21 protein-coding genes and 3 pseudogenes are annotated in these 22,683 nt (G+C 71.4%); 8 read left to right on the plus strand and 16 right to left on the minus strand.

Annotated features, from left to right (window positions below):
- Positions 1-93: 93 nt before the first annotated feature.
- The 4 genes and pseudogenes from AB0N17_RS34430 to AB0N17_RS34445 form a co-directional block, all read left to right on the plus strand.
- Positions 94-249: pseudogene (locus AB0N17_RS34430) on the plus strand (GNAT family N-acetyltransferase); the annotation flags it as partial.
- Positions 250-478: 229 nt separating this feature from the next.
- Entirely contained in the window at positions 479-1,447 is a 969-nt protein-coding gene (locus AB0N17_RS34435; RefSeq protein WP_366015548.1) for an asparaginase, read from the plus strand.
- Between the two features lie 207 nt (positions 1,448-1,654).
- Complete coding sequence (locus tag AB0N17_RS34440) at positions 1,655-2,869, plus strand: transposase (RefSeq protein ID WP_366015549.1); 1,215 nt, start codon at positions 1,655-1,657, stop codon at positions 2,867-2,869.
- Positions 2,870-3,029: 160 nt separating this feature from the next.
- Positions 3,030-3,206 carry a hypothetical protein gene (locus AB0N17_RS34445; protein ID WP_366015550.1) on the plus strand — a complete coding sequence of 59 codons (177 nt, stop codon included), beginning with the start codon at positions 3,030-3,032 and terminating at the stop codon, positions 3,204-3,206.
- 90 nt (positions 3,207-3,296) lie between these two features.
- Here the strand turns inward: AB0N17_RS34445 and AB0N17_RS34450 are convergent, their stop codons facing one another.
- A complete protein-coding gene (locus tag AB0N17_RS34450; RefSeq protein WP_366015551.1) occupies positions 3,297-3,665 on the minus strand; it encodes a DUF1330 domain-containing protein in 369 nt (122 codons plus the stop codon).
- Positions 3,666-3,863: 198 nt separating this feature from the next.
- On the opposite strand from AB0N17_RS34450, the gene AB0N17_RS34455 reads away from it, so the two are divergent.
- Entirely contained in the window at positions 3,864-4,709 is an 846-nt protein-coding gene (locus AB0N17_RS34455; RefSeq protein ID WP_366015552.1) for an ANTAR domain-containing protein, read from the plus strand.
- A 30-nt stretch (positions 4,710-4,739) separates the two neighbouring features.
- On the opposite strand, the gene AB0N17_RS34460 is transcribed toward AB0N17_RS34455, so the two are convergent.
- From AB0N17_RS34460 to AB0N17_RS34490, 7 genes and pseudogenes are all read right to left on the minus strand, one after another.
- The gene (locus tag AB0N17_RS34460) at positions 4,740-5,231 is read right to left on the minus strand and encodes a YbaK/EbsC family protein (RefSeq protein WP_366015553.1); all 492 of its coding nucleotides are present in this window, start codon (positions 5,229-5,231) and stop codon (positions 4,740-4,742) included.
- Between the two features lie 71 nt (positions 5,232-5,302).
- Positions 5,303-5,512 (minus strand): annotated as a pseudogene (locus AB0N17_RS34465) (long-chain fatty acid--CoA ligase); the annotation flags it as partial.
- A 30-nt stretch (positions 5,513-5,542) separates the two neighbouring features.
- Positions 5,543-6,247, minus strand: coding sequence for a M24 family metallopeptidase (locus tag AB0N17_RS34470; protein ID WP_366015554.1), 705 nt, complete (start codon positions 6,245-6,247; stop codon positions 5,543-5,545).
- A 38-nt stretch (positions 6,248-6,285) separates the two neighbouring features.
- Complete coding sequence (locus AB0N17_RS34475) at positions 6,286-7,062, minus strand: class I SAM-dependent methyltransferase (protein WP_366015555.1); 777 nt, start codon at positions 7,060-7,062, stop codon at positions 6,286-6,288.
- Between the two features lie 278 nt (positions 7,063-7,340).
- Complete coding sequence (locus tag AB0N17_RS34480) at positions 7,341-8,303, minus strand: alpha/beta hydrolase (RefSeq protein WP_366015556.1); 963 nt, start codon at positions 8,301-8,303, stop codon at positions 7,341-7,343.
- Between the two features lie 76 nt (positions 8,304-8,379).
- Complete coding sequence (locus tag AB0N17_RS34485; RefSeq protein WP_366015557.1) at positions 8,380-11,130, minus strand: molybdopterin cofactor-binding domain-containing protein; 2,751 nt, start codon at positions 11,128-11,130, stop codon at positions 8,380-8,382.
- Positions 11,127-11,951, minus strand: coding sequence for an FAD binding domain-containing protein (locus AB0N17_RS34490; protein WP_366015558.1), 825 nt, complete (start codon positions 11,949-11,951; stop codon positions 11,127-11,129). Before AB0N17_RS34490 ends, AB0N17_RS34485 begins: the two co-directional genes overlap by 4 nt.
- Before the next feature lie 213 nt (positions 11,952-12,164).
- Between AB0N17_RS34490 and AB0N17_RS34495 the strand changes: the two genes are divergently transcribed.
- Positions 12,165-13,745 (plus strand): helix-turn-helix domain-containing protein, encoded by a 1,581-nt coding sequence (locus AB0N17_RS34495; protein WP_366015559.1) that lies wholly within the window; start codon positions 12,165-12,167, stop codon positions 13,743-13,745.
- Here AB0N17_RS34495 and AB0N17_RS34500 read toward each other — a convergent pair.
- Complete coding sequence (locus tag AB0N17_RS34500; protein WP_366015561.1) at positions 13,699-14,097, minus strand: TOBE domain-containing protein; 399 nt, start codon at positions 14,095-14,097, stop codon at positions 13,699-13,701. The genes AB0N17_RS34495 and AB0N17_RS34500 overlap by 47 nt on opposite strands.
- A 124-nt stretch (positions 14,098-14,221) precedes the next feature.
- Positions 14,222-14,719, minus strand: a complete 498-nt coding sequence (locus AB0N17_RS34505; protein ID WP_366015562.1) for a PaaI family thioesterase — start codon at positions 14,717-14,719, stop codon at positions 14,222-14,224.
- 90 nt (positions 14,720-14,809) lie between these two features.
- On the opposite strand from AB0N17_RS34505, the gene AB0N17_RS34510 reads away from it, so the two are divergent.
- Entirely contained in the window at positions 14,810-15,277 is a 468-nt protein-coding gene (locus tag AB0N17_RS34510) for a helix-turn-helix domain-containing protein (protein WP_366015563.1), read from the plus strand.
- Here AB0N17_RS34510 and lpdA read toward each other — a convergent pair.
- The 3 genes from lpdA to AB0N17_RS34525 form a co-directional block, all read right to left on the minus strand.
- On the minus strand, positions 15,267-16,712 hold the full coding sequence (gene lpdA / locus AB0N17_RS34515) for a dihydrolipoyl dehydrogenase (protein WP_366015564.1): 1,446 nt from the start codon (positions 16,710-16,712) through the stop codon (positions 15,267-15,269). The genes AB0N17_RS34510 and lpdA overlap by 11 nt on opposite strands.
- 401 nt (positions 16,713-17,113) lie before the next feature.
- Entirely contained in the window at positions 17,114-17,581 is a 468-nt protein-coding gene (locus AB0N17_RS34520) for a F0F1 ATP synthase subunit B (RefSeq protein WP_366015565.1), read from the minus strand.
- Positions 17,582-17,748: 167 nt separating this feature from the next.
- A complete protein-coding gene (locus AB0N17_RS34525; protein ID WP_366015566.1) occupies positions 17,749-18,807 on the minus strand; it encodes a sphingomyelin phosphodiesterase in 1,059 nt (352 codons plus the stop codon).
- 246 nt (positions 18,808-19,053) lie between these two features.
- Here AB0N17_RS34525 and AB0N17_RS34530 point away from each other — a divergent pair.
- Positions 19,054-19,373 (plus strand): annotated as a pseudogene (locus tag AB0N17_RS34530) (hypothetical protein); the annotation flags it as partial.
- Between the two features lie 78 nt (positions 19,374-19,451).
- Here the strand turns inward: AB0N17_RS34530 and AB0N17_RS34535 are convergent.
- From AB0N17_RS34535 to AB0N17_RS34545, 3 genes are read right to left on the minus strand one after another with little or no spacing between them, the layout of a single operon-like run.
- Positions 19,452-19,598: a hypothetical protein gene (locus AB0N17_RS34535; protein ID WP_366015568.1), complete on the minus strand. Its 147-nt coding sequence runs from the start codon at positions 19,596-19,598 to the stop codon at positions 19,452-19,454.
- On the minus strand, positions 19,595-20,188 hold the full coding sequence (locus AB0N17_RS34540) for a GDSL-type esterase/lipase family protein (RefSeq protein ID WP_366015569.1): 594 nt from the start codon (positions 20,186-20,188) through the stop codon (positions 19,595-19,597). The genes AB0N17_RS34535 and AB0N17_RS34540 overlap by 4 nt, the downstream gene beginning before the upstream one ends.
- A 26-nt stretch (positions 20,189-20,214) precedes the next feature.
- Entirely contained in the window at positions 20,215-22,089 is a 1,875-nt protein-coding gene (locus AB0N17_RS34545; protein WP_366015571.1) for a carbohydrate-binding protein, read from the minus strand.
- Between the last annotated feature and the right edge of the window lie 594 nt (positions 22,090-22,683).

The following is a 22,683-nucleotide window of genomic DNA, read 5'->3' on the forward strand; positions in this document are numbered from 1 at the left end:
GGCACGGGCACCGGCTCGCCTCGCTGGACGACCCGGAGGCGTACCTCAGGACCAGTGTTTGATTTCGCCGTCCTCCACGCCTCGGGATTCGGCCGGGGCGGCGGCGCCGGGCTCGTCGTCGCCGCGGCCGAGAACGCCCGCGCCGTGGCGTGCGCATGGGTGCATGTCGACTCCGAGGAACACCTGCGGCCCTTCTCCCTCGACGCCTGCGGCTTCAGGGAGACGAACGCGGGTCCGCTCGCTCTGTGACGTGAGGTCACGCCGATGCCGAGCAAGTGTGGTGCGGGGGAATGGAGTCAGGCCCCCTGATGGGGGCAGCGGCGCACGCGCCGAATCCCACTCCACGGGAACGGACTTCGGGCGGCCGGACATGATGTGAGCGGTGGCGCGGGGACGGCAGCCCCGCGCGTTCCTGCGGAAACCGCTCCCGATAGCGTGGCGGGGAAACCCGTCCCTCGTCGCCGTGAGGTCACCGCCGATGCCCGAGCCCCGAACCGCCGCCACCGCCGTCAACCCGGTCCTCGCCGAGGTGGTCCGGTCCGGATTCGTCGAGGGGCGGCACCGGGGCGGGGTGGTGCTGCTCGCCGCGGACGGTTCGGTGGAGCTGGCCGTCGGTGACGTGACGTCACCTGTCTTCCCGCGCTCCTCCAACAAGCCGATGCAGGCGGCCGGCATGCTGCGGGCCGGTCTCGACCTGGCGGGCCAACGGCTGGCCCTGGCGGCGGCGAGCCACTCCGGCGAGCCCTTCCACCGCGACCTCGTGCGCGCGATGCTCGACGAGCACGGACTGCGCCCGGACCACCTGCGGTGCCCGCCCGCCCTCCCGCTGGACCAGGAGGAGCAGGAGGCCTACCTGGCGGCCGGCGGGCGGCGCGACCGGGTGGCGATGAACTGCTCGGGCAAGCACACGGCGATGCTGGCCGCCGCCGCACGCCGGGACTGGCCGCTGGAGACCTACCTCGACCCCGACCATCCGCTGCAGCGGCTCATCCGCACGGTGGTGGAGGAGACCGCGGGAGAGCCGGTGACCGCCGTCGGCACCGACGGCTGCGGCGCGCCGCTGATGGCGATCAGCCTGACCGGACTCGCCCGCGCCTACCGTGCCTTCGTCCTCGCCGCGCCCGGCACGCCCCAGCGCCGCGTCGCCGACGCCATGCGCGCCCACCCCGAGTACGTCGCCGGCACCCGCCGGCACGACACCTGGCTCATGCGGGAGATCCCGGGCGCCTTGTCGAAGGTGGGCGCCGAAGCGGTCCAGGCCCTCGCCCTGCCCGACGGCCGCGCCCTGGCCCTCAAAGTCGACGACGGCGCCGTCCGCGCAGTCGGACCGGTCCTGTCCCGGGCACTGCGCCTGCTCGGCGTGACGGAGCCGGTGGTGGACCGGATCGGCCGTACGCCGGTGCTGGGCGGGGGACTTGAGGTGGGAGAGGTGCGGGCGGTGTTCTGAGGCGGCGCCGCCCGGACGGCCGGGCGGGCCGGTCCCGTGGACGCTTCCCGCCGCCGGAAACCCCACTGACCGGATCTCTTGAGCGCAAGCCCCGTCCTTCAGGGTGGGGTTAACTCATCCTCGGGCCGGAGCCGCGCACCGGCGGAGTTCGCTTGGCTGTCAGTGGCGTGCGCTAGGTTCACCGCAAGGTCGGAAGGGGGTGTGCCCGTGTTGTCAGGCCGCAGGTATCGGCTGGAGTTGAACGATATGCAGGCCGAACAATGCCAGGAGTTCGGGAACATCTGCCGGTCCGTGTGGAACACCGGCCTCGATCAGCGCAGGCAGTACCGGCGGCGTGGTGGGTGGATAAACTATGCCCCGCAGTGCGCCGAGCTGGCCGACGCCAAGCGCGAGCACGAGTGGTTGAAGGCCGCCCCGTCACACATCCTTCAGCAGACGCTCAAGGACCTGGACCGGGCGTGCCGGGAGCATGGCACATCCAAGGTGCGGTGGCGGTCCAAGGCGCGTTGGTCTCCGTCGTTCCGGTTCCCCGACGCCAAGCAAATCGAGGTGGAGCGTCTGGGCCGCAAGTGGGGGCGGGTGAAACTCCCGAAGCTGGGCTGGGTCCGCTTCCGCTGGTCCCGCCCGCTCGGTGGTGAGATCCGATCGGCCACCGTGTCCCGCAAGAAGGGCCGGTGGTTGGTGTCGTTCCTGGTGGACGACCAGGCCGCCACGCCCGAGCAGCACGCCACGCCGTCCACAGCGGTCGGTATCGACCGGGGCGTGAAGGCCGCGGCCGTCACCTCCGACGGCGAGTTCTTCGACCGCGAGTTCATCCGCCCCGGCGAGGCCGCCCGCTACCGGCGCTTGCAGCAGAAGCTGTCACGGCAGCAGAAGGGGAGCGCCAACCAGCGCAAGACCCGTGATGCCATGACCCGGATCACGCGCCGGGCCACGGACCGGCGTGCAGACTTCTGTGCCCAGACCGCCGCGCACCTGGTGAGTAAGAACGCCCTGGTCGTCCTCGAAGACCTCAAGACCAAGAACATGTCCGCGTCTTCCGCCGGCACTCTTACCGAGCCCGGCCGGAACGTCGCGCAGAAACGGGGCCTGAACCGGTCGATCCTCGACAAGGGATGGCACCGGCTAGAACTCGCCCTCACCAGTACGGCCCGGTACACGGGCACGCGTGTGGTGAAGGTCAACCCCGCGTACACGTCGCAGCGCTGCCACGCCTGCGGGTTCGTCGCCGAAGGAAACCGAGAGAGCCAATCGGTCTTCGTGTGCAAGAACCCCGGATGCGGCAACACCGATCACGCGGACCTGAACGCGGCGAAGAACATCAAGGCGGCCGGGCAGACCGCCTCAGCCTGTGGAGACCTCGGCGCCAGCCAGTCCGTGAAGCAGGAACCCGTAAGCCGGGCAACCGGCCGAAACCCCTAACGAGGGGAATCCCCGTCCTTCAGGGCGGGGAGGAAGTCAAATCCGGTCAAACCCTGGCCGACGCGCTGACACGCCCTTCCGTCCGCCGAACACTTTGCGTGATGCTCTGCTCACCGGGGGAGATCAGCGGCTGCATGACCAACCCACGGAGGGAATGACGATGCCTCTCGGAAGGATCGCCTTCTACAACAGGGTGGACGGCGTGGGCATCATCGCCGACGAGGACGGCGAGAGGCGCCCGTTCTCCGGCATGGAGACGCAGACCGTCCGCGAGGGTGAGCGGGTCGTCTTCGAGGTCGTCGGAGCGAAGGCCACCAACGTCATCGCCGTCCGGTGAACCCGCCCCGCACGACAGCGCCCCGCCCCGGGATCATCGGGAGCGGGGCGCGACCATGCCAGGGAAGGCGGCCCGTGACCGCGCCCGGCGCTACGGCGTCCGGTCGTGCCCGGCGTCCGCCTGGAGGGCCTCCTGCATCGCCTTCGCGGTCGCCGTCGCGTCGTAGTCCTCGCTCACTCCCGGCACCAGGATGATGTCGCCCTCGATGTGACGCGAACGCAGGGGCGCGAGCTCCTGGTAGACGTCCGAGTCCCACCAGGCCCGCGCCTGGGCGACCGAGGGGAAGCCGATGACGACGACGTGCCCCGGCCAGCTGCCCTCCTTCACCTCGTGCTGCGCGGCGTGCACGAGGAACCGCCCGCCGTACGGCTCGAAGGTCGAGGTGACGCGTGCGATGTACTCGGCGATCTCCGGGTGCGGAGCGGCTTCCTTCAAGTGGCCTATGACGTAGGCGGACATGGCATCCTTCCGGCGGGTCGGCTCTAGATGACCATGATTCTGCCGCCGGGGCGCCCAGGGCGCGACTACATAAGAGGTAAGCGTGTCGGGCGGATCACGTTCGGTGTGGGCACAGGGGCCCTGGGTAGGGGCGCCATGAGAGCGAGGACGACTGCCCGCAAGATCTGTGGAGGGTGTCCGGGTGAGGAGCAGGTGCACATGGAAGCCCACGATGTCCAGACGTCCGTAAGCGACGGCCGCGCCACGTCCGACGGGGGCGCGGGCGAGCCGGAAACGGTCGGGGCGCGCAACCGCCGCATCGCGCGGGGGACGGTCACCGCGGCGCAGACGGTACTGCGCAAGCGGTACTCCCTCGCGTCGGCGGAGGAAGCGTTCACGCTGCTGCGGCAGGTGTCGCAGTCCCGCAACATCAAGTTGCACACGCTGGCCGACGCGGTGGTCCGCAGCGCGCCCCCCGCTCCCGGCGCCGCCTCCTGGTTCCCCGGCCGAGCCCGGCACGCACCGCCCCGCCTCGACGGCCTCGACCTGACCGCGCACGGCCGCGGTCAGCAGGGGGCTGTGATCAAGGCCGCACTCCACCGGATGCTGACCATCACCGGCACGGACATGGGCGACGTCCAGCTCGCGGAGGGCGGGCTGCTGCGCATGGACGGACACGTGGGGCTGAACCGCGGTTTCACGGACTTCTTCGCCTTCGTCGACCAGTCGACCACTGCCTGCGCCCAGGCCGCCGTGCACCGCAGCCAGGTAACCGTCGCGGACGTGGAGTCCGCGCCGGTCTTCGACGAGGAGTCGCGGCGAGCGATCCTCGAGGCGGGCAGCCGCGCCTGTCACAGCGTGCCGCTGCTGACCGCGAGCGGCGGACTGGCCGGCATGATCTCCACCCACCACTCTCGCCCGCTGAAGGGCCTCACCCAGGCCCAGCGGAAGGCCGCGGAGGAGACGGGCCGGGCGGCGGGCAGCTGGCTGGGCTGGCATCGCCGCACCCTGGTGATGGACGCCCTGGAGCAACTGCACACCGTCGCGAGGACGGGCGTCCGCTGAGCCGCCGGCACCGTCGTGCCCCCGACGCCGTCAGCCGGACGCCACTCGCTCGACACGCGGCTCGGCGATGCTCCGGTAGTCCTCGACGGCCAGGGCGATCGAGCGGTCGAGCCGGGCCGCGTTGAAGTAGAACTCGGGATGGACGAGGAGGCCCGGGTCCACGAACAGCTCCAGGCGCTCGTCGAAGGAGAAGGGCAAAATGGTGCCGCTCGCGGAGCCCGCCAGCTCCTCGGCGGTGTCGGGGGAGGCGAACGAGGCGTAGGTGCCGCCGTACAGCGCCTTCACGGCCGCGAGGTCGACCCGCTTGTCCCCGGGTACGACCACCAGCGCGAAGCGCTTCTCCTTCTTGCCGATCTTCACCATCACGACGATGCACTTGGCCGCCTGCGCCGGTTCGTGGCCGCGAAGCGCACTGACGGCCTCGGTGCCGCCCTCGGGGGCGTGCTCGATCACCCGGTAGGCGGCCCCGTGCTCGTCGAGCAGGGCGATCAGCTTTCCATGGGTGTCGTCGGCGGCAGCCATGAGAGTCCTCCCGTTGCAACTGGTACCTGCGGTGCCTGAGTTGACCCTAACGGCCCGCGACGCCGGGCGGTGAGCGCCTGTTCCACCTCGGCGGGGCTGATGTTGTAGCCGCCGCGCACGACGATCTGCCTGAGGCGCCCGAGCACATGGAGCCGACCCTGTGCGTCCAGGCGGCAGCGGTCGCCGGTGCGGACCCAGCCGTCCGGGGTGCGGTAGCGCGCGTCGAGGTCGGGGGCCGCTACGTAGCACAGGGGTGTCATCGGGCCGCGCGCCTGGATCTCACGGCACCGGGGTGCGGATGCCACCGGGCCTCACGCCGGGTTCAGCAGCTCCTTGTGCGAACCGGCGAAGCCCCGGTGCTCGTCGACCAGGTGGACCTCCAGGATCCAGTGGGCCCGCCACCCTCCTCGCACGGTGCGCCGCAGCGGCTGGTCGTTGTCCGGGCAGAGGAACGAATCCGCCCGGGCGCCGGACGGGTCGGCGGCCGGTGCCGCACCGGCCAGCCGGCCGACGTGCCGGCCGCCCAGCGTCCAGCCCGCCTTCGCGGCGAGGGCCTGGGTCTCGGCGTGCAGTCGGCCGCCCGTGAGGCCGGGGTCGGCGTGGAACGCCTCGCGGGCGGCGGCGCACAGCTTCGGCAGGTCCGCGACGAGACGGTGCTTGTCCGGGTCGTCGCCGAGCGCGAGGGTGCGGGCGAAGTCCGTCTCGTACCCGGCGAGCAGCGGGCCGAAGTCGGCGACCACGAGGTCGTTTCCGCCGATCACGCGGTCCGGTGGCTCCTGTCCGCACGGGAGCAGCGTGTGGGGCCCGGAGCGGACGATCCGCCCGGGGCGCCGCGGAGCCGCGGCGAACACCCGCCGTGCCAGGTCCCCGATCCGGTCGCCGGCCTCGCGGTCGGTGCCGCCCGGTGCGAGCAGGCCGTGCGCGACGGCTTCGGCGAACAGGGCCTGGGCCGTCCGCTGTGCCTCCGCCAGCCCCAAGGACCTCAGCCGCTCGTCCATGCGGTCGGGTGCCGCCATCGTGCGTTCCCCTTCTTCTGCTGCTTCTGCGGGCTCACTCATGGGGTGGCGCGCACGATCACCAGCGAGCCCTCGTACGTCGGCTGTGCGCGCAGGTGGCCGAACTCCGCGTCCCAGGACCCGGTCCGCAGGTCGTGACGCAGGGTCCGGTCGAAGCGCTCGCGGACCTGGTCGTCGACGAAGCTCCAGGCCGAACACGCCTGGCGGGCGGCCGGGTCGAGCAGCATCTCGGGGCGGCCGTAGTACGCCTCGTTGAACCCGTCCGTGCAGTCCTGGGGGATGGGCACGGTCCGGACGGTGCAGCTGCCGCCCAGGGCCGCGGCCAGCGCCTCGACGGGCGGGTAGCGGCGGGACTCGATGTCCAGTGCCTCGGGCGCGTACCGGTACAGCCAGAAGTCCCGTACGAGGGCGGGATCGCAGGTCAGGATGACCACGGGCCCCCGGGTCACGCGCCGCATCTCGCGCAGCCCGGCCCGGACGTCGGACCACTGGTGCACGCTGAACAGCGTCATCGCGGCGTCGAACTCGCCGTCGTCGAAGGGCAGATCCTCGGCCACGGCGTCGATCGCGCGGGCGAGCCGCGCCGGCCGCCGGGCGCGCATCGACTCCGAGGGCTCGACCGCCGTCACCGCACCCGCCGCGCTCTCGTACGACCCGGAGCCCGCGCCGACGTTGAGCACGCTCGGGGCGTCGCCCAGCGCCTCGGCGACGAACCGGGCGATCCGTTCGTCCGGCCGGCGGTAGGAGGAGTAGCCGGAGCCGACGGCACCGTAGTCGACGTCGCCGGCGCTGCCGTCCCGGGTGCGTGTGGTCATGGGCTCGCCTCGCCTCGTGAGCAGGAACAGGGCGAGGGACGCCCGTCGGCCCCTCACCGTCATGACCATCCTGCATCTGCGGCGGTTCTTCGACAATCTCCTGGCAGATGCTCAGCAGAAACCACAAATCGCTTGGTGAGTGCGGCATGTGATGTTGGAGGTGGCGACAATGGGCTTTCGGCGCTGCCTCAGGAACCGGGGCCGCCTCACGGACCGGGGCCGCCTCACGGACCGGGGCCGCCTCACGGACCGGGGCCGCCTCACGGACCGGGGCCGCTTCAGGGACAGGTCCGGAAGAACTCGATGAGCGCCGCGTTCACCTCGTCCGGGCGCTCCTGCTGGGTCCAGTGCCCGCAGCCCGGCAGCTTGAGAGGTGCGCGCCGCAGGCCCGGCATCAGGGCGGGCAGCTTCTCGATGAGTTCGGGTGTGCCGGGGAAGGCCGGGACCAGGTCGCGGTCGCCGTAGATGTAGAGCGCGGGCGAGGTGACGACGGCGCCGTGCCACGGCGCGGTCAGTTCCCAGTTGCGGTCGAGGTTGCGGTACCAGTTGAGAGCCCCGGTGAAACCCTGGGAGAAGCTCTCGGTGAGCGCGTCCAGGTCGTCCTCGCCGAACCACTCCGGCAGCACCCCGGGATCCGGCATCGCCGAGACCCAGCCGCGCTCGGGGTCGACCAGGGGCTGCCTGTCCTCGCCGGCGTCGGGAGCGTCACCGGAAGCCCAGTAGAAGAACTTGCGCAGTGCGGTGCGGGTGTCCCGCGCGAACTCGGCGTCGGCGACACCGGGGCGGTTGAAGTAGTTCCAGTAGAAGCGGCCGCCGAACCGCTCCTGCATGGCGATCAGCGGCGGCTGTGCACCCCGGAACGGGGGCGGCACGCTCAGACCGGCCACCCCGAGCACCAGGTCCGGACGCAGCAGGGCGGTGTGCCAGGCGACCGGCGCGCCCCAGTCGTGCCCGACGACGTACGCCCTCTCCTCGCCCAGGGCCCGGATCAGTCCGACGACATCGCCGACCAGGTGGAAGATGGTGTACGCGTCGACGGCTTCGGGATGGTCGCTGCGTCCGTACCCCCGCTGGTCGGGGGCGACCACCCGGAAGCCCGCCTCGGCCAGCGGGCCGAACTGGCGCTGCCAGGAGTGCCATGACTCGGGGAAACCGTGCAGGAGGACGACGAGCGGGCCCGTGCCCTGCTCGGCGATGTGCAGCCGAACGCCGCCCGTGTCCACCATCCGATGCTCGACCATGCGCAGGAGCGTACGCGCCGTGATCACCGGCCGGCGGCGCACGTCCTGGGCCTGCCGCGAGCGTCCCCCGTTCGCCTCAGCACGCGGAGCCGCCGGCACTGCGATCGGTGACGCCCGCTTCGTGCAGCGCCAGCCAGACCCGGTCGCGCGTGAAGGGCAGTTCGGTGAAGCGGATGCCGGTCGCGTCGCGCAGGGCGTTGGCGAAGGCGGGGGCGACCGGGTTGAAGGGGCTCTCGCTCATCGACTTGGCGCCCAGGGGGCCGATGGCGTCCGCGGTCTCCATGAAGTGGACCTCGGTGCGGGGGACGTCGGCGTACTGCGGGAGCCGGTAGCGGCGGAAGGCGGCCGTCTCGACCTCACCGCGCGCGTCGATGCGGACGTTCTCGAAGAGCGTGGAGCCGAGGGCCTGGGCGACCCCGCCCTCGACCTGGCCACGGCACTGCATCGGGTTCATCACCTTGCCCGCGTCGGCGGCGTGCACGCTGCGCAGGATGCGGATCTCGCCTGTGCCCGGATCGACCGCCACCTTGAACCACTGGGCGTTGAAGGCGACCGAGCGCGGGGTGCCGCCGAAGGTGCCGTCCGCGGTGGCCTCCACTCCGACCGCACGGGCGGCCGCGTACAGGTCCTTGAGCGTCAGGCGCCCACCGGGATGCAGCACGGCCTCCTCGGCGAGCCGGCAGTCCGCGCGCGGGACGCGCAAGTGGGCGGCGGCGAAGTCGAGGAGCAGGTCGGCGAGGGCGCGGGAGGCGCGCAGGGTGGCCTTGCCCGCGACGACGGTGCCGGTGGAGGCGAAGGCGCCGGTGTCGTGGCGCACGACGTCGGTGTCGGACTGGCGGATGGTGATCCGGTCGACGGTGGTGGCGAGTTCACCGGCGGCGATCTGGCGGTGCACGGTGGTGGTGCCGTTGCCGAACTCCGCGGTGCCGACGGCCAGATCGTAGGTGCCGTCGGGCAGCAGGGTGGCCTTGGCGTCGGCGATGTGGCCACCCGGCGGGCCGGTGGCGATCATCGCGAGGGCGGCTCCCTCCCCGACCAGCCAGCCATCCGGGGCGGGCAGGCCGGCACCGGTCTCCGCCTGGGCCCGGCGGACGATGCCGATGCACTGGTCGAGGCCGTAGCTCGCGATGTGCAGGTCCTCCTCGTGACCGCCCGGGGTGACCATCGGCTCGTCGGCGCCGATGACGTTGCGGGCCTTGAACTCCAGCGGGTCCAGGTCCAGTTGCCGGGCCAGTTCGTCGAAGGCGGACTCGACGGCGAACATCACCTGGCCCAGGCCGTAGCCGCGGAAGGCGCCCGCCGGGACGGTGTGCGTGTACACCGAGTAGGCGTCGACCTTCTTGTTCGGGGCGCGGTAGATCGCCATGGACTCGCCGACGCTGTGGAACATCACAGCCGGTCCGTGATTGCCGTACGCGCCCGTGTTGGCGACGACCCGCAGCTGGAGCGCGGTGAGGACGCCGTCGCGGCGGGCGCCCGCCTTCACATGGATGGTGAACGGGTGCCGGGTGGTGGCGCCGTAGAACTGCTCGGCGCGCGTGTACTCCAGCTTCACCGGGCGGCGCAGCTTCAGCACGGCGAGGGCGACGATGTCCTCGACGAGCATCTCCTGCTTGCCGCCGAACCCGCCGCCGACCCGGCCCGCCACCACCCGCACCTGCTCCAGCGGCAGGTCGTACAGCGCGCACAGGGCGCGACGGGTGAGGAACGGCGTCTGGGAGCTGGTGCGCACGGTGAGCCGGCCGTCCTCGTCGAACCAGGCGACGGCTCCGTGCGTCTCCAGGCTGGCGTGCTGCCCCCGCTGGGTGCGGTACGTGTCCTCGTAGACGGCGTCGGCCTCGGCGAAGCCGGCCTCGATGTCGCCGATCTCGCCGTGCGCCTCACCGACCACGTTGTTCTCGGGGCGGGAGATCCGGTGGGTCTTCGCGTCCTTGTCGTGGACGACGGGCGCGCCCGGCCGCATGGCCTCCTCGGGGTCGAGGACGGCGGGCAGCACCTCGTACGTCACCTCGATCCGCCGGCAGCCCTCCTCGGCGGCGCCCTCACTGTCGGCGACGACGGCAGCGACGCGCTGGCCGATGTGGCGGACCGTGTCGTCCAGGACGCGGGTGTCGTCCGGGTCCTCCTCGGGATGCTCGTGGCGGGCCGTGGAGAAGTGCCGCTCCGGAGCGTCGTGGTGGGTGAACACGGCGTGGACGCCGGGCACGCGCAGGGCGGCGGAGGTGTCGATCGCGACGATCCGGGCATGGGGGTGCGGGGAGCGCAGCAGCTTCATGTGCAGCATGCCCTCCACCTCGACGTCGAAGGTGTAGCGGGCGGTGCCGGTGACCACCTGCGGTCCGGCCGGGGCGGGCAGGCTGCGGCCCACGGACTCGCCGGGCGCCGGCTCCTCGGTGTTCTTCACCCCGCGTACGGCGTCCTCGATGGCCCGGTAGCCGGTGCACCGGCACAGGTTGCCCTTGAACGCGCGGGGCAGGTCGCCCAGCTTGTCCTCGTCCAGGGCGGCCGTGGTCATCAGGAACCCGGCCGTGCAGAAGCCGCACTGGAAGCCCTGTGCGTCGAGGAACTTCTGCTGGACGGGATGGAGGTCGCCCTCCGGCGAGGCCAGGCCCTCGACCGTGGTGACGCGGTGGCCGTCGGCGCGGAAGGCCGGGTAGATGCAGCTGTGGACCGGCCTGCCGTCGACGTGGACGGTGCAGGCGCCGCAGTCGCCCTGGTCACAGCCCTTCTTCACGCCGAACCAGCCGCGTTCGCGCAGGTAGGTGCGCAGACACTGGCCGGAGCGGGGCTCCTCCTCGTGGGACCGTCCGTTGACCTCGACCCTCATCGTGCCTCCTGCTGAGCCAGCTCCCGGCGGATCTCCTCCGCGTAACGGAACGTCATGTGCCGCCGCCATTCGGGCAGCCCGTGGATGTCGTCGAACCACTCGTCGTCGGCGACGGCCGCCCCGATCGCCGACCGCAGCGCCTCGGCGGTGGGCGGCAGGGGGAACCAGAGCCGGAACGGCCGGACCGTCGAGGCGGTGATGGTGAGGGCGAGGGAGCCGTCCAACGGGTCCAGGGTCCCGATGACCAGCACACCGGACCGGCCGAGGCCGTACAGCGAGGCCTGCCGGAACGCCGTACGGCAGTTCAGAGCGCGGGCCGGAAGGTACACCGACCGGATCAACTCGCCGTCGGCCAGGACCTTGCGGCCCGCCCCGGTGATGAAGTCGACGACCCGGACCCGGCGCCGGGCGCCGTTCTGGGCGATCAGCAGGCACTCCCCGTCGAGACCGGCCGTGAGGGAGATCATGGGGCCGGCCGGCAGACCGTTGCCCAGATTCCCGCCGACCGTGGCCATGTTCCAGATCTTGAACGAGGCGAGGAACGCCCGGCAGCACTGCTCGAACAGCGGCGCCGCCTCGGCCGCCAGCTCCTTCGCGAACGCGGACAGCTCGGCGATGGTGCAGGTGGCCGCGATCTCCAGCGAGCCGTCCGGGTGCCGCTGCACAGGGGTCCAGCCCGTACGGCTCAGGTCCACCAGGCGGCGCAGATGCGGCTGTGGCTCCGAGAACAGATACGTGCCGCCGCCGAGCCAGCCGTCGCCCGGCCGCCAGGGCGCCGGGTCCCGTGCGTCCCGGATCTCCACCACCGTTTTCAGGTCCATGACCGTCAGTGAAGCAACGAGAACCGGCCAGGACGACTGGTTCACAGCACGGAAACAACGGCCGGCCGACGCCGGTACTTGGTGAATCAACCAAGAGGCATACCGCTCCTCTGCTCTGGCACTTACGATGCGATCACTCGCAGGCACCTGGTGAATGTGAGATGCCGGGTGTCAGGCACCGTGACCCGGCAGCCGTAAGAGGAGCCTGAACCCATGCACGTCGAACATCTTCTTCAGGACGAGTCCCTCGGCCTGCGTCTGCTCTGGGCCGAGGACGCGCTGCTCAGGCGCGAGATCAGTGGTGTGACCGTCACCGACTTGGAGGACCCCGCCCGCTTCGTCCGGCCCGGCGAGGTCGTGCTCAGCGGACTCGTCTGGTGGAGCGCGGACGGGGGCCGGGACAAGGCCGAACGCTTCGTCGCCGGGCTGAGGCACGCGGGCGCCGCCGCACTGCTCGCCGGTGAGGAGACCCACGGATCGGTGCCCGAGGACCTGGTCGAGGCGTGCGTACGGCACGCGGTCCCGGTCGCCGGCGTGCCCGCCCACGTGATGTTCCGCGCCATCACGGACACCGTGTACCTGCGGCAGTGGGGCGACCTCAGCCGCCACCACGCGCTGCCCGAGCACGTGCGCGGCCGGCTGAACCGGCTCGTCGCGCAGGACGCCGACCCGGCCCCGGTCCTCGCCGCGGCGTTCGCGCACCTCGACGCGGCCCGCGCCTACGTCCTGACCCCCGCCGGCCGGACCGTCGCGGCCACGCCGGGCGCCGACCCGCTCACGGCACGCGAGGCCGCGGCCCTGACCGGGGGTGACAGCGGCGCGACCGTGGCCGTGGAGGCCGACGCGGTCACCCCCTACGAACGCTGGTGGCTGCACCTGCCGGACGCCGCTGCCGCCCCGCCGCGCCTGCTGCACGAGATCACCACGGTCCTCGGCCGCTGCCAGGAGGCACTGACCCGCCGCCGGGCGGCCGCCCACCGGACGGCGGGCGAACTCGGCAGACTGCTCACCGCCCCCGATGCCGGTGACCTGGCCACCGCGGTGCGGGCCTGCGGTCTGCCGGCCGAGGGGCCGTACCGCGTGGCCGTGGCGGACACCGGCGCACGGCATGACGGCCTGGCCGTGGGAGCGCTGACGGAAGCGGTCGCGCACACCACCCCGGCGTTCTCCGCCGTGGGGCGCCTGCCCGACGGAACCGCGTTCGCGGTGGTCCCCGAGGGCGCCGCCGCCGCGCTGGCGCAGACCTGGCCCCTGGTGGCCGCCTGCCGGCCGGACGTCCTGCTGCACGCCGGACTCGCCTCACCGGCCACCGGGACGAACGGGCTCCCCGGAGCCCTGGCCGAGGCCCGCTACGCCCTGACCTCCGCACGGGACACCTGGCCGGACACCTCGTCCCTGACGGACGCCGCGCACCTGACCACTCTGGACACGCTGCTCACCGGCATCCCGGCCGAGGTCCGCACCGTCTTCAGCCGCACCGTCCTCGGGCCGCTGTTCGACACGGCGAACGCCTCCCACGCCGCGCTGCTGAACACCCTGGAGGTCTTCCTCGCCCACGACGGCTCCTGGGCCCGCACGGCCGAGGCACTGCATCTGCACGTCAACACGGTGCACTACCGGATCCAGCGGATCGAGCACTTCACCGGCCGCGACCTGTCCCGCCTGCGGGACCGCCTCGACCTGTGGGCGGCCGTGCTGTGCCGGACCGATCCGAGCGGCCCGAGCGGCGCCGACGGCCCCCAGGCGGTCACGGCCGCTCGACGTCCACGCTCGTCGACTTCACCCGCGCGATGACCGTGACCCCGACCGCCAGGGCGAGTGCGTCCACCGCCTCCCGGGTCACCAGGGACACGACCCGGTGCGGACCGGCCTGGACCTCCACCCGGGCCACGACCTCGTCCATCGTCAGGTCCGTGACGATTCCGGTGAGGGCGTTGCGCACGGAGGTCGGCGGCCCGGCCGCCCCGCCCCGCTCACCCTCGACGGCCCGCTCGCGCACGAACCGCGCCAGTCCCGCACCGTCGATCACCCGGTTCCCCGAGCCGTCCCGCCCCATCGGCAGCCGGCCCGCGTCCGCCCACCGGCGCGCGGTCTCCGGACTCACTCGCAACAGGCGCGCGGCCTGGCCAATGCTGTACGTCGGCACCGTAGAACCCTAGCCGTCCCGACTCCTCGCGAAGCCCGCACCGAGCACCGCGCCGGACCGGGCCGCGCACCGCGGTTTCGTGGCCGCCCCCTGCCGACCAGCAGAAACAGAACCTAACGAAGCACTACTGGCTCGCCGGAACCGGGAAGAGCATGCAGCTGCTGGTGGCGTGGGCGAGCAGGCGCTCCTCGGAGTCGAGCAGGTGCGCCTCGGCCAGGGCGGTGCGGCGGCCCTGGCTGAGGACGCTGCCGACGGCACGGACCTTGCCGGTGTCGACGGTGACCGGGCGCAGGAACTTCACGCTCAGGTCGAGCGAGGTGTACCCCGTCCCCGCCGGCAGCACGGACTGCACGGCGCAGCCCGCGGCCGAGTCGAGGAGGGTGGCGTAGACGCCGCCGTGGACGCTGCCGATGGGGTTGTAGTGCTGCTCTCCCGGCTCCAGGACGAAGACCGCGCGGCCGAACTCGACCTGCTCCAGGGTGAAGCCGAGGGTCGCGGCGATCGGCGCGGCGGGCAGGCGCCCGCTCAGCACGCTCCGCAGGAAGTCCAGACCGCTCTCCTGGCCGACGGCGGCCGCGGAGATGCCCGGATCCTGCCACTCGACCGTGCGTGACCTCGTCATCGGCTTCTCTTCCCTTCACTGGCTTCTGAAATTGAAGCTAGCCCGGCGCGCCTCTGGCTGTCAATGCCGAAGCCAGCCTACGATGGCCGCATGACGTGGCTGGAGACCAGCACCGAGAACTGCACGGTGCAGCGCACCCTCGAGCTCATCGGCGAGAAGTGGTCGCTGCTGGTGTTGCGGGACGCCATGAACGGCGTGCGCCGCTTCGACGACTTCCGCGGGCACGTGGGCCTGTCCGAGGCGGTGCTGGCGGACCGGCTGCGCAAACTCGTCGCCGCCGAGGTCCTGGAGACCGTCCCGTACCGCGAGCCGGGCCACCGCACGCGCCACGAGTACCGGCTCACCCGCAAGGGCTGGGACCTGTGGCCCGTGATGATCGCGCTCAAACAGTGGGGCGACCGGTACACCGCGGACCCCGAGGGACCGCCCCTGGAGGTGCGTCACCGCGACTGCGGCGCACCGGTGGAGGCCGTCGTCGTCTGCACGGGCGAGCACGGGTCGCTCGTGCCGGGACAGGCCTACACCCGCCCCGGTGCCTCGGCGCGCGTCAGAGATTGATCATGTGGCCGGCGAGGCCGTGCAGCGCGTCCTGCACCGCCTCGCTGAGCGTCGGATGCGCGTGCACGTTCCTGCTCAGCTCGTTCACCGTCAGGTCCCACTGCTGCGCCAGCGTCAGCTCCGGCAGCAGCTCGGTGACGTCCGGACCGATCAGGTGGGCGCCCAGCAGTTCGCCGTGGCGGCCGTCGCCGACGAGCTTCACGAACCCGACGGTGTCACCGAGGCCGTGGGCCTTGGCGTTGGCCGTGAAGGGGAACTTCGCCACGCGGACGTCGAAGCCCTGGGCGCGGGCCTCGGCCTCGGTCCAGCCGAAGCTCGCGATCTGAGGCCGGCAGAACGTGGCGCGCGCGATCATGCGGTAGTCCAGCTCCATCGTCTCCACCCCGGCGATGCTCTCGGCCGCGACGACGCCCATCGCCTCGGCGGCGTGGGCCAGCATCAGCTTGGCCGTGACGTCGCCGATCGCGTAGATGTGCGGCCGGCTGGTGCGGCAGTGCCCGTCCACGTCGATGGCGCCCCGTTCGGTGAGCCGGACGCCGGTACTGGCCAGCCCGTAGCCGCCGGTCCGTGGCTGGAAGCCCGTCGCCTGCAGCACCTTCTCCGCCTCCAGGACCTGCTGTCCGCCCCCCTGCTCGACGACAACGCGGACGCTGTCCCCGGTCTCCTCGACGGAGCGCACGCGCGCCGAGGTCAGCACGCGGATGCCCTGCCGCTTGAAGCGCTTGGTGAGCTCGGCCGAGACCTCCTCGTCCTCCAGGGGCGCGATCCGGTCGAGGAACTCGACCAGCGTGACCTCCACGCCGTAGGACCGCAGCAGGTAGGCGAACTCGACGCCGATGGCCCCGGCCCCGGCGATGATCAGGCTGCCCGGAAGGCTGTCGGCGAGGATCTGCTCCTCGTAGGTGACCACGCGCCGGCCCAGTGTCGTCCCGGGCAGCAGTTTCACGGTCGCACCGGTCGCGATGACGCAGGAGCGGAAGGAGAGCGTGACCTCCCCGTGGCTCCTCCGTACGTGCAGCGTGTGCGGATCGAGGAAGGTGCCCTGGCCGTCGAACTGGGTGATCTCGTTCTTGCGCATGAGGTACGAGACGCCCTTCGAGCGTCCGTCGGCCACCGCCCGGCTCCGCTCGTAGGCGGCCCGGTAGTCCAGGGTGACGTCCCCGCTGATCTTCACCCCGAACTTCTCCGCGTCGTGCAGGAACAACTGGGCGACCTCGGCGTTGCGCAGCAGGGACTTCGCCGGGATGCACCCGATGTTCAGGCAGACACCGCCCCAGAACCGGGCCTCGACGATGGCCGTGCGCAGTCCCAGCTGTGCGCAGCGGATGGCCGCCACGTAGCCGCCGGGGCCCGCTCCCAGCACCACGACGTCGAAGTCCGTCTCCGTGCGCGTGTCCGTCTGCGTGTCCGTGTGCGTGTCCGTGTGCGTGCTCATCGCTCCACCTCACGATCGCATCTCGGATGCGGCCGGTCGCCGCCATGCCGCGCGCCTCGTCGGAGGGCGGGCCGAGGGCCTACAGGCCCCGGTGACGCGGTGCGCACCCGCCGTGCGTTCTCGTCGGCAAGCGCCTCGGGCCCGTCGTGGCGCTCCGCGTCCCTGGTTCTCGCGGTCACCTCCGCGACTTCCACCTTAGGAGCGCCGAAGCCGGGAGGCGACGCCTGGGCGGGCCGCCCTCACCTTGCGTTGTCCTGCCGGCAGGGGGAAAGCCATGACGACGCACGCCGCGGGGGCTCAACCGGACCGACGGGCCGGGTTCGGACAGGCGGCCCGGCAGCGGGCATGGATTCCGGTGCGGCCGACGGCGGTGCCGCGTACGTACTCGCCCCGCGCGGGCCCTAGTGCGAGCCTGCCGCACTCCGGGCATCGAGGTCTGCGAAGAAGCGGTCCACGACCTCGCTGTCGGCGACGCCTTCGAGGGGTTCGCCGACCAGCCGGCCGGCGAGTTCCGTGGCCAACGAGACGATGTCTCCCCGCAGTTCCGTCTCCGCGATCGCCCGATCGGCCGCGAGCCGTGCCTGTGCCTCCACCACCATCGCCTCGCGCTCCCGGAGACCCTCGGCGCGAATCCCGGCGATCAGTTCCGTGCCCTGCTCCAAAGCCTCCTGCCGCAGGCGGGCCGCCTCGTGCCGGGCCGCGGCGATCTCCTCGCGATACCTGGCCAGGACTTCACCGGCTTCCCTGCTCAACTGTTCGGCACGTTCCACCTGGCCCTCGGTGGCGTCCCTCCGTTCGTCGAGGACGTTGTTGATACGCGGGAGGAGAACCCTGGCCATGCAGGCGAAGACCACGGCGAAGGTCACCACGCCGACAACTGTCTCTGCGAATCCTGGTATCAGAATGCCCATGCCAAGATCGTATCGCTTTACGTGAACATTACTATGGGATTCGGGTAAGAGTCGGCTCACGGGCGGAGGCGCTCGACTTCCGCCCGCAGCACGTTAGTTGACGTTCTGTCAGGCCGACGGCCCGATCAGTTGAGCTGGAACGTCGCCTCGACCGGGTAGTGGTCGCTGGGAGCGTTGGTGTCGATCTGGCCGGTGGTCCACCCGGACTGGGGGTCGAAGTCGACCTTGACGGCCGACATCGCGGCCGGCACGGGACGGCCCGGCGCGTTCAGGTGGCCGAGGTAGTCGAGGTCGTCGCGGTAGTCCTTCGGGAAGGTCTCGACGCCGGACATGTACTGGCACCACGCGGACACCGGGCAGTCCATGGTCCGCAGGGTCTGGCCGGGGTCGTCGGCCGGGCTGCCGAGCACGCCGTTCACCGCGCTCTGGGCGTGGGCGAGGTCGCCGCGTGACCGGCCGCCGTAGTACTCGACGTTGAGGTCTCCGCCGATCAGCACCGGACCGTTCGAGCCGACGATGCCGTCCACCCAGGTGCGGATCTCCCCGAGCTGGGCGAGCCGGGTGGACTGCGTGGTGTCCGTGGACGTGTCGGACTCGTCGGCCTGCAGATGGGTGCCGACGACCCAGCTGTGCACGCCGTCCTTGTCGATCTGCACCAGCGCCGCGCCCTTGTTGGCGTGGTAGTCCCAGGTGCCGTAGGTGGAGTTGCTGAAGACGTGGGCGTACTGGGCCGTGATCGGATACTTGGAGAGGATCATGGTGCCGCCGTTGATGACGAACCACGAGTTGGAACAGTCGCCGCTGATGCCGGTCCAGGCGCCCCCGGAGCAGGTCTGGCCGACGACCGGGGTGCGGTACGGGTAGAGGTCGGCGAGCTTGCTGGTGATGTCGGCGGTCGAGGTGTTGTTGAAGTCCTCGTCCAGGACCACGACGTCCGCGCTGTGCTTGCGGATGACGGACTCGATGGTGGGGGTGCGCTGGGCCGCCTTCTCGTTCTGGGTGCTGTCGACGATCGGGGTGCCGAGATCGACGTTCCAGGCGAAGACGGTGAGATCGGTGCCGGTGCCGGTGCCGGTGCCGGTGCCGGTGCCCGCGCTCGCGGCGGGGGCCGCGTAGCCGTTGAGGCCGAGCAGCAGGGTTGCCGCTGCGGAGGTGAGGGCGGTAGCCGTACGGCGCGAGAGCATGTGCGCTCCTGGTGGAAGTGGGGTGGTTCCCGACCGCAGAGTGGTGGTGAGTGGCGGTGAGCGAGGGCGAGCGACGGCCGGGACGCGTACATGACAGCCAGACCTTAGGGGGTCGTCGGTGCCGTCCGGGCGAACATCGATCGATCCGCTCGTGGAGAAAAGGTGTCTGGACAAGTTCGGCACTTCGCGAGCCGGGTGGACCGTTCGGCGCCGCGTGTTGAGCATCTCGGTGCGCACAGTCCGCATTTCCGCACCCGCACCGCCGTCTACGTCTACCTCTCCTCCGACGGCGACCTGCCGAGGACCGTACCGAGCCAGAGCCTGAACACCCGGGACAAGATCTTCTCCTACTGGCAGGGCCAGTCCACCTTCGTGACCGGCCTCACCCAGGAGACCTGCCGCGACTTCGTGCACACGGGATACGGCATCTCCGCCATCTCCCACGTCGCCGAGACGAGCCGGATCCAGGGGCGCCCGGACACTGACCGAGCGGAACCGCCCGGCCGGCACCGACAACCTCTTCGTCGCCTGGGGAGACCTTGACCGACGCGGACAACCCCAACTGACGTGCGGAAAGCCGACGGAGGCCGGCGCGGACCGGCCGGAACGCGGTCGCCCCGAGCCGGCCGGCCCGCCCCGGAACCTCACGTACGCAGCAGCCGCAGGTCGATCGCGTCGGCCATCGCCTTCATCCCGGCGTCGTTGGGGTGGATGTGGTCGCCCGAGTCGTACGCCGGGTCGAGGGCGGCCGGGTGGGCGGGGTCGTGCATGGTGCGGTCGAAGTCGATCACGCCGTCGAAGGCGCCGCTGGTGCGGATCCACCGGTGACGTCCCGGCGGATGGCTTCGGCGGCGGGCGAGTAGTAGCCGTTGCCCTGGACGGGCATCAGGGGCGCGCCGATGACGTCGACGTGAGCCGCGTGGGCCTCGGCGATCAGGGTGCGGTAGCCGTCGGCGAGGTCCTGCGCGGTCAGGGTCCGGCCCTCGGGCCCGGCGTCGTTGCCTATGTCGTTGATCCCCTCGAAGAGGATCACGTCCTTCACGCCCGCGAGGCCGAGGGCGTCGTGCCCGAAGCGCTTCAGGGCGCTGACCCCCTGCCAGAGGTTCGGTACGTCGGTGAGGACCCGGTTGCCGCCGATACCGGCGTCGACGACGCTCAGCTTCTGCGGGCCGGGCCCGGCGCCCAGCCGGCGCCCGAGGAAGTCGGGCCACCGGGTGTAGGCGCCGGTCGAGGAGTGGTAGCCGTCCGTGATGGAGTCGCCGAAGGCGACGACGGTGCCCCGTGCGGTCGGCGACACGACGTCCAGCCCCGCCAGGTAGTACCAGGAGGTCGTGGTGGTGCCGAACGCGGCGTCGTCGTCCCCGGTGTGGTCGCGGCGCATGCGGGGACGACGGATACGACGGCGGGTCAGGCGGACTTCGGTACGTCGATCGCGTCGATGTCCGGTGCGTAGTCCCAGCCGCTGTCGAACGTGATGGTGTTGGAGCCCGACTTCAGGGCCAGCTGGACGCTGACGGTGTCGACCGTGTTCCAGTCGCCCGTGGAGGGGAACTTGAGGCTGGTGCCGTGGCCGCTGCCGGAGTAGACGGTGACCTGGCGGGGATCGCCGCTGACGTAGGCGACGTCGACCGTGTAGATGCCGTCCTTCTTCACCGTGACGTCGTTGAACTGCAGCTTGCCGTCGAGGTAGAGGTTGCCGACCTTCTTGCCCCCGGAGCAGGAGTCACAGGCGGCGACCGAGGCGTTGCCGGTCAGGGTGTTGTCCGCGGACTCGGCCTCGTAGCGGGCGGTCGCGAGCCGGGTCCCACCGGGCTTGACGGTGAACAGCCGGGAGCCGTGGGCGGGCAGCGTCGCGGTGATCCTGTTCTTGTGCGTTCCGAGGTCCTCGTGGTTCCACAGGTCGCGCACCGAGGCGGCCCCGGTGAACCCGAAGGAAGCCCACTCGGCGGTGACGGAGGCCGACGCGTCGCCGAGGTTGAACAGGGCGACCGTGTAGGTGCCGTCGGAGTTCCCGGTTCCCCAGACCTGCTGATCGCCCAGCGGGGTGACCGGGCGTGCGACGGGCGAAGTGCTCTGGTCGACGGCGATGACGTCCCGGTTGGTCAGCAGGGAGACGCCGTAGCCGTCCAGTCGGGTGAGGTCGTCACCGGTGAACAGGGGCGACTTGCTGATGGCCCACAGGGTCATGTAGCTCTGCCGCTCGGCGGGGGTGAGGCCGTCCATCGCGCCGTTGCCGACATCGATGGCGTCGAGGTCGTTCCAGCCGCCCGGGCCCGCCTCGTGGCTCCACGCGGGGGCGTCGTTCCAGCGGTCGTTGACCGAGTTCTCCCAGGTGACCAGCGTGTTGCAGTAGCACTCGACGTCCGTGTCGATGCGCCATCCGTTGGAGTACTTCTTCCAGTCGGCGGCGTGCCCGATGTCGAGCGACCAGGACAGTTCGAGGTGGATCGGACGCCCCGTGGCGGCGATGGCCCGGTGCCATGCGGCCACGTCCGGGACGTTGTCGTAGTTGTCACCGGACTTGAACGAGCCCGGACCCACGCCGTCCAGCTTCAGGAAGTCGTAGCCCCAGTCCGCGAGCAACTGCGCCTGTGAGTCGATGTACTTCTGGGCGCACGGGTTGCCGAAGTCGATCTTGTAGGCGCTGTCCCAGCCGTTGGTGGTGCGCAGGTCCGGGTAGACGATGTCCGCGGTGGTGCAGCCGGGTGCGTCCGATATCGGTGTCCCGCCTCCGCCGTACGCCCCCTTCTCCAGCCCGACGGGCAGATAGATGCCGGCCTTCAGGCCCTTGGCGTGGATGTGGTCGGCGACCGACTTCATGCCGTGGGGGAAGCGGACGGGATCGGGCGTCTGCCGGCCGTACTGGTCGAACTCGGACGTCCAGTCCTTGTCCATCCACCATCCGGCGTCGATGTTGACGTGGTCGTAGCCGTAGTTCTTCAGCTTGGCGGCGAGGGCGTCCGTCTGCTTCAGGACGTTCGCCTCGGTGAGGTAGCTGTAGTTGCCGTCCGGGTTGAGGCCCGGATACTGGGACGACTGCATGCTCCAGCTGGACCAGCCCATGTATGGCTTGGCCGCCGTACCGGCCGGCGTGGGATCCGCACCGGCCGCGGCCGAAGTGACGTACGTGCTCGTGGACTTGGCGGCGGCGGCCTGGGAGGCGGCGGCTGGGACCGCCGTGGCGAGCCCGGCCGTGACGGCCAGGACCAGCGTCGCTCTGATGGTTCGACGCGGGAAGCCGGGAAGGGCTGCGCGCAGGGCTCTGTACGGGGATGGCCGCATGGGTCGCCTCCTGGGATGAGGGGAGCGGGGGAGCGGGGGGAGTGGGGGGAGTGGGGGGGTGGGGGTCGTGCGGTGACACCGGGCGAGAGGGTTGCGGGCGTTGTGCCGCGGCAGGGGACGATCGGGGAGTGCCGGGCGGAACGATACTGTGGGACAGGCCTGTTGGGGCGGTGGGGGATGGTGCTGTGCCGGGCGTCGATGATGATCGGGCGGATGATGGCCGGCAACGGGGCGGAGAGCCCGTAGGTGCAGCCCGGCGACAGCACCAGGGTTCCACCCCCGGCGATGTTGGCGTTGGTGATGGCGGTGGACAGGGCGCTCGCGCTGCACGGGACGATGGTCTGCGCCGATGCGGGAGTGGCGGTGGCGACGACCGTCGCGAGGGCTCCGGCACACAGTGCCTGCGCAACGAGTGCCGACGACTTGCGGCTGAACATGAAGTGATGGCTCCTTCGAAGGTCCCGGGTCCGCAGGATGCTCCCGGCGCCCAAGGCAGCGGCGCCGTGGCGCGGGGAGCGGTGTAGAGGTTGCCCCCGTCGGCGCGGCGGTTACGGGGTGGCCAGGGATGTCCCCTCGGACGGTGCAGCCGTTTCC

The organism is Streptomyces sp. NPDC051133, from assembly GCF_040682635.1.
Taxonomy (GTDB): domain Bacteria; phylum Actinomycetota; class Actinomycetes; order Streptomycetales; family Streptomycetaceae; genus Streptomyces.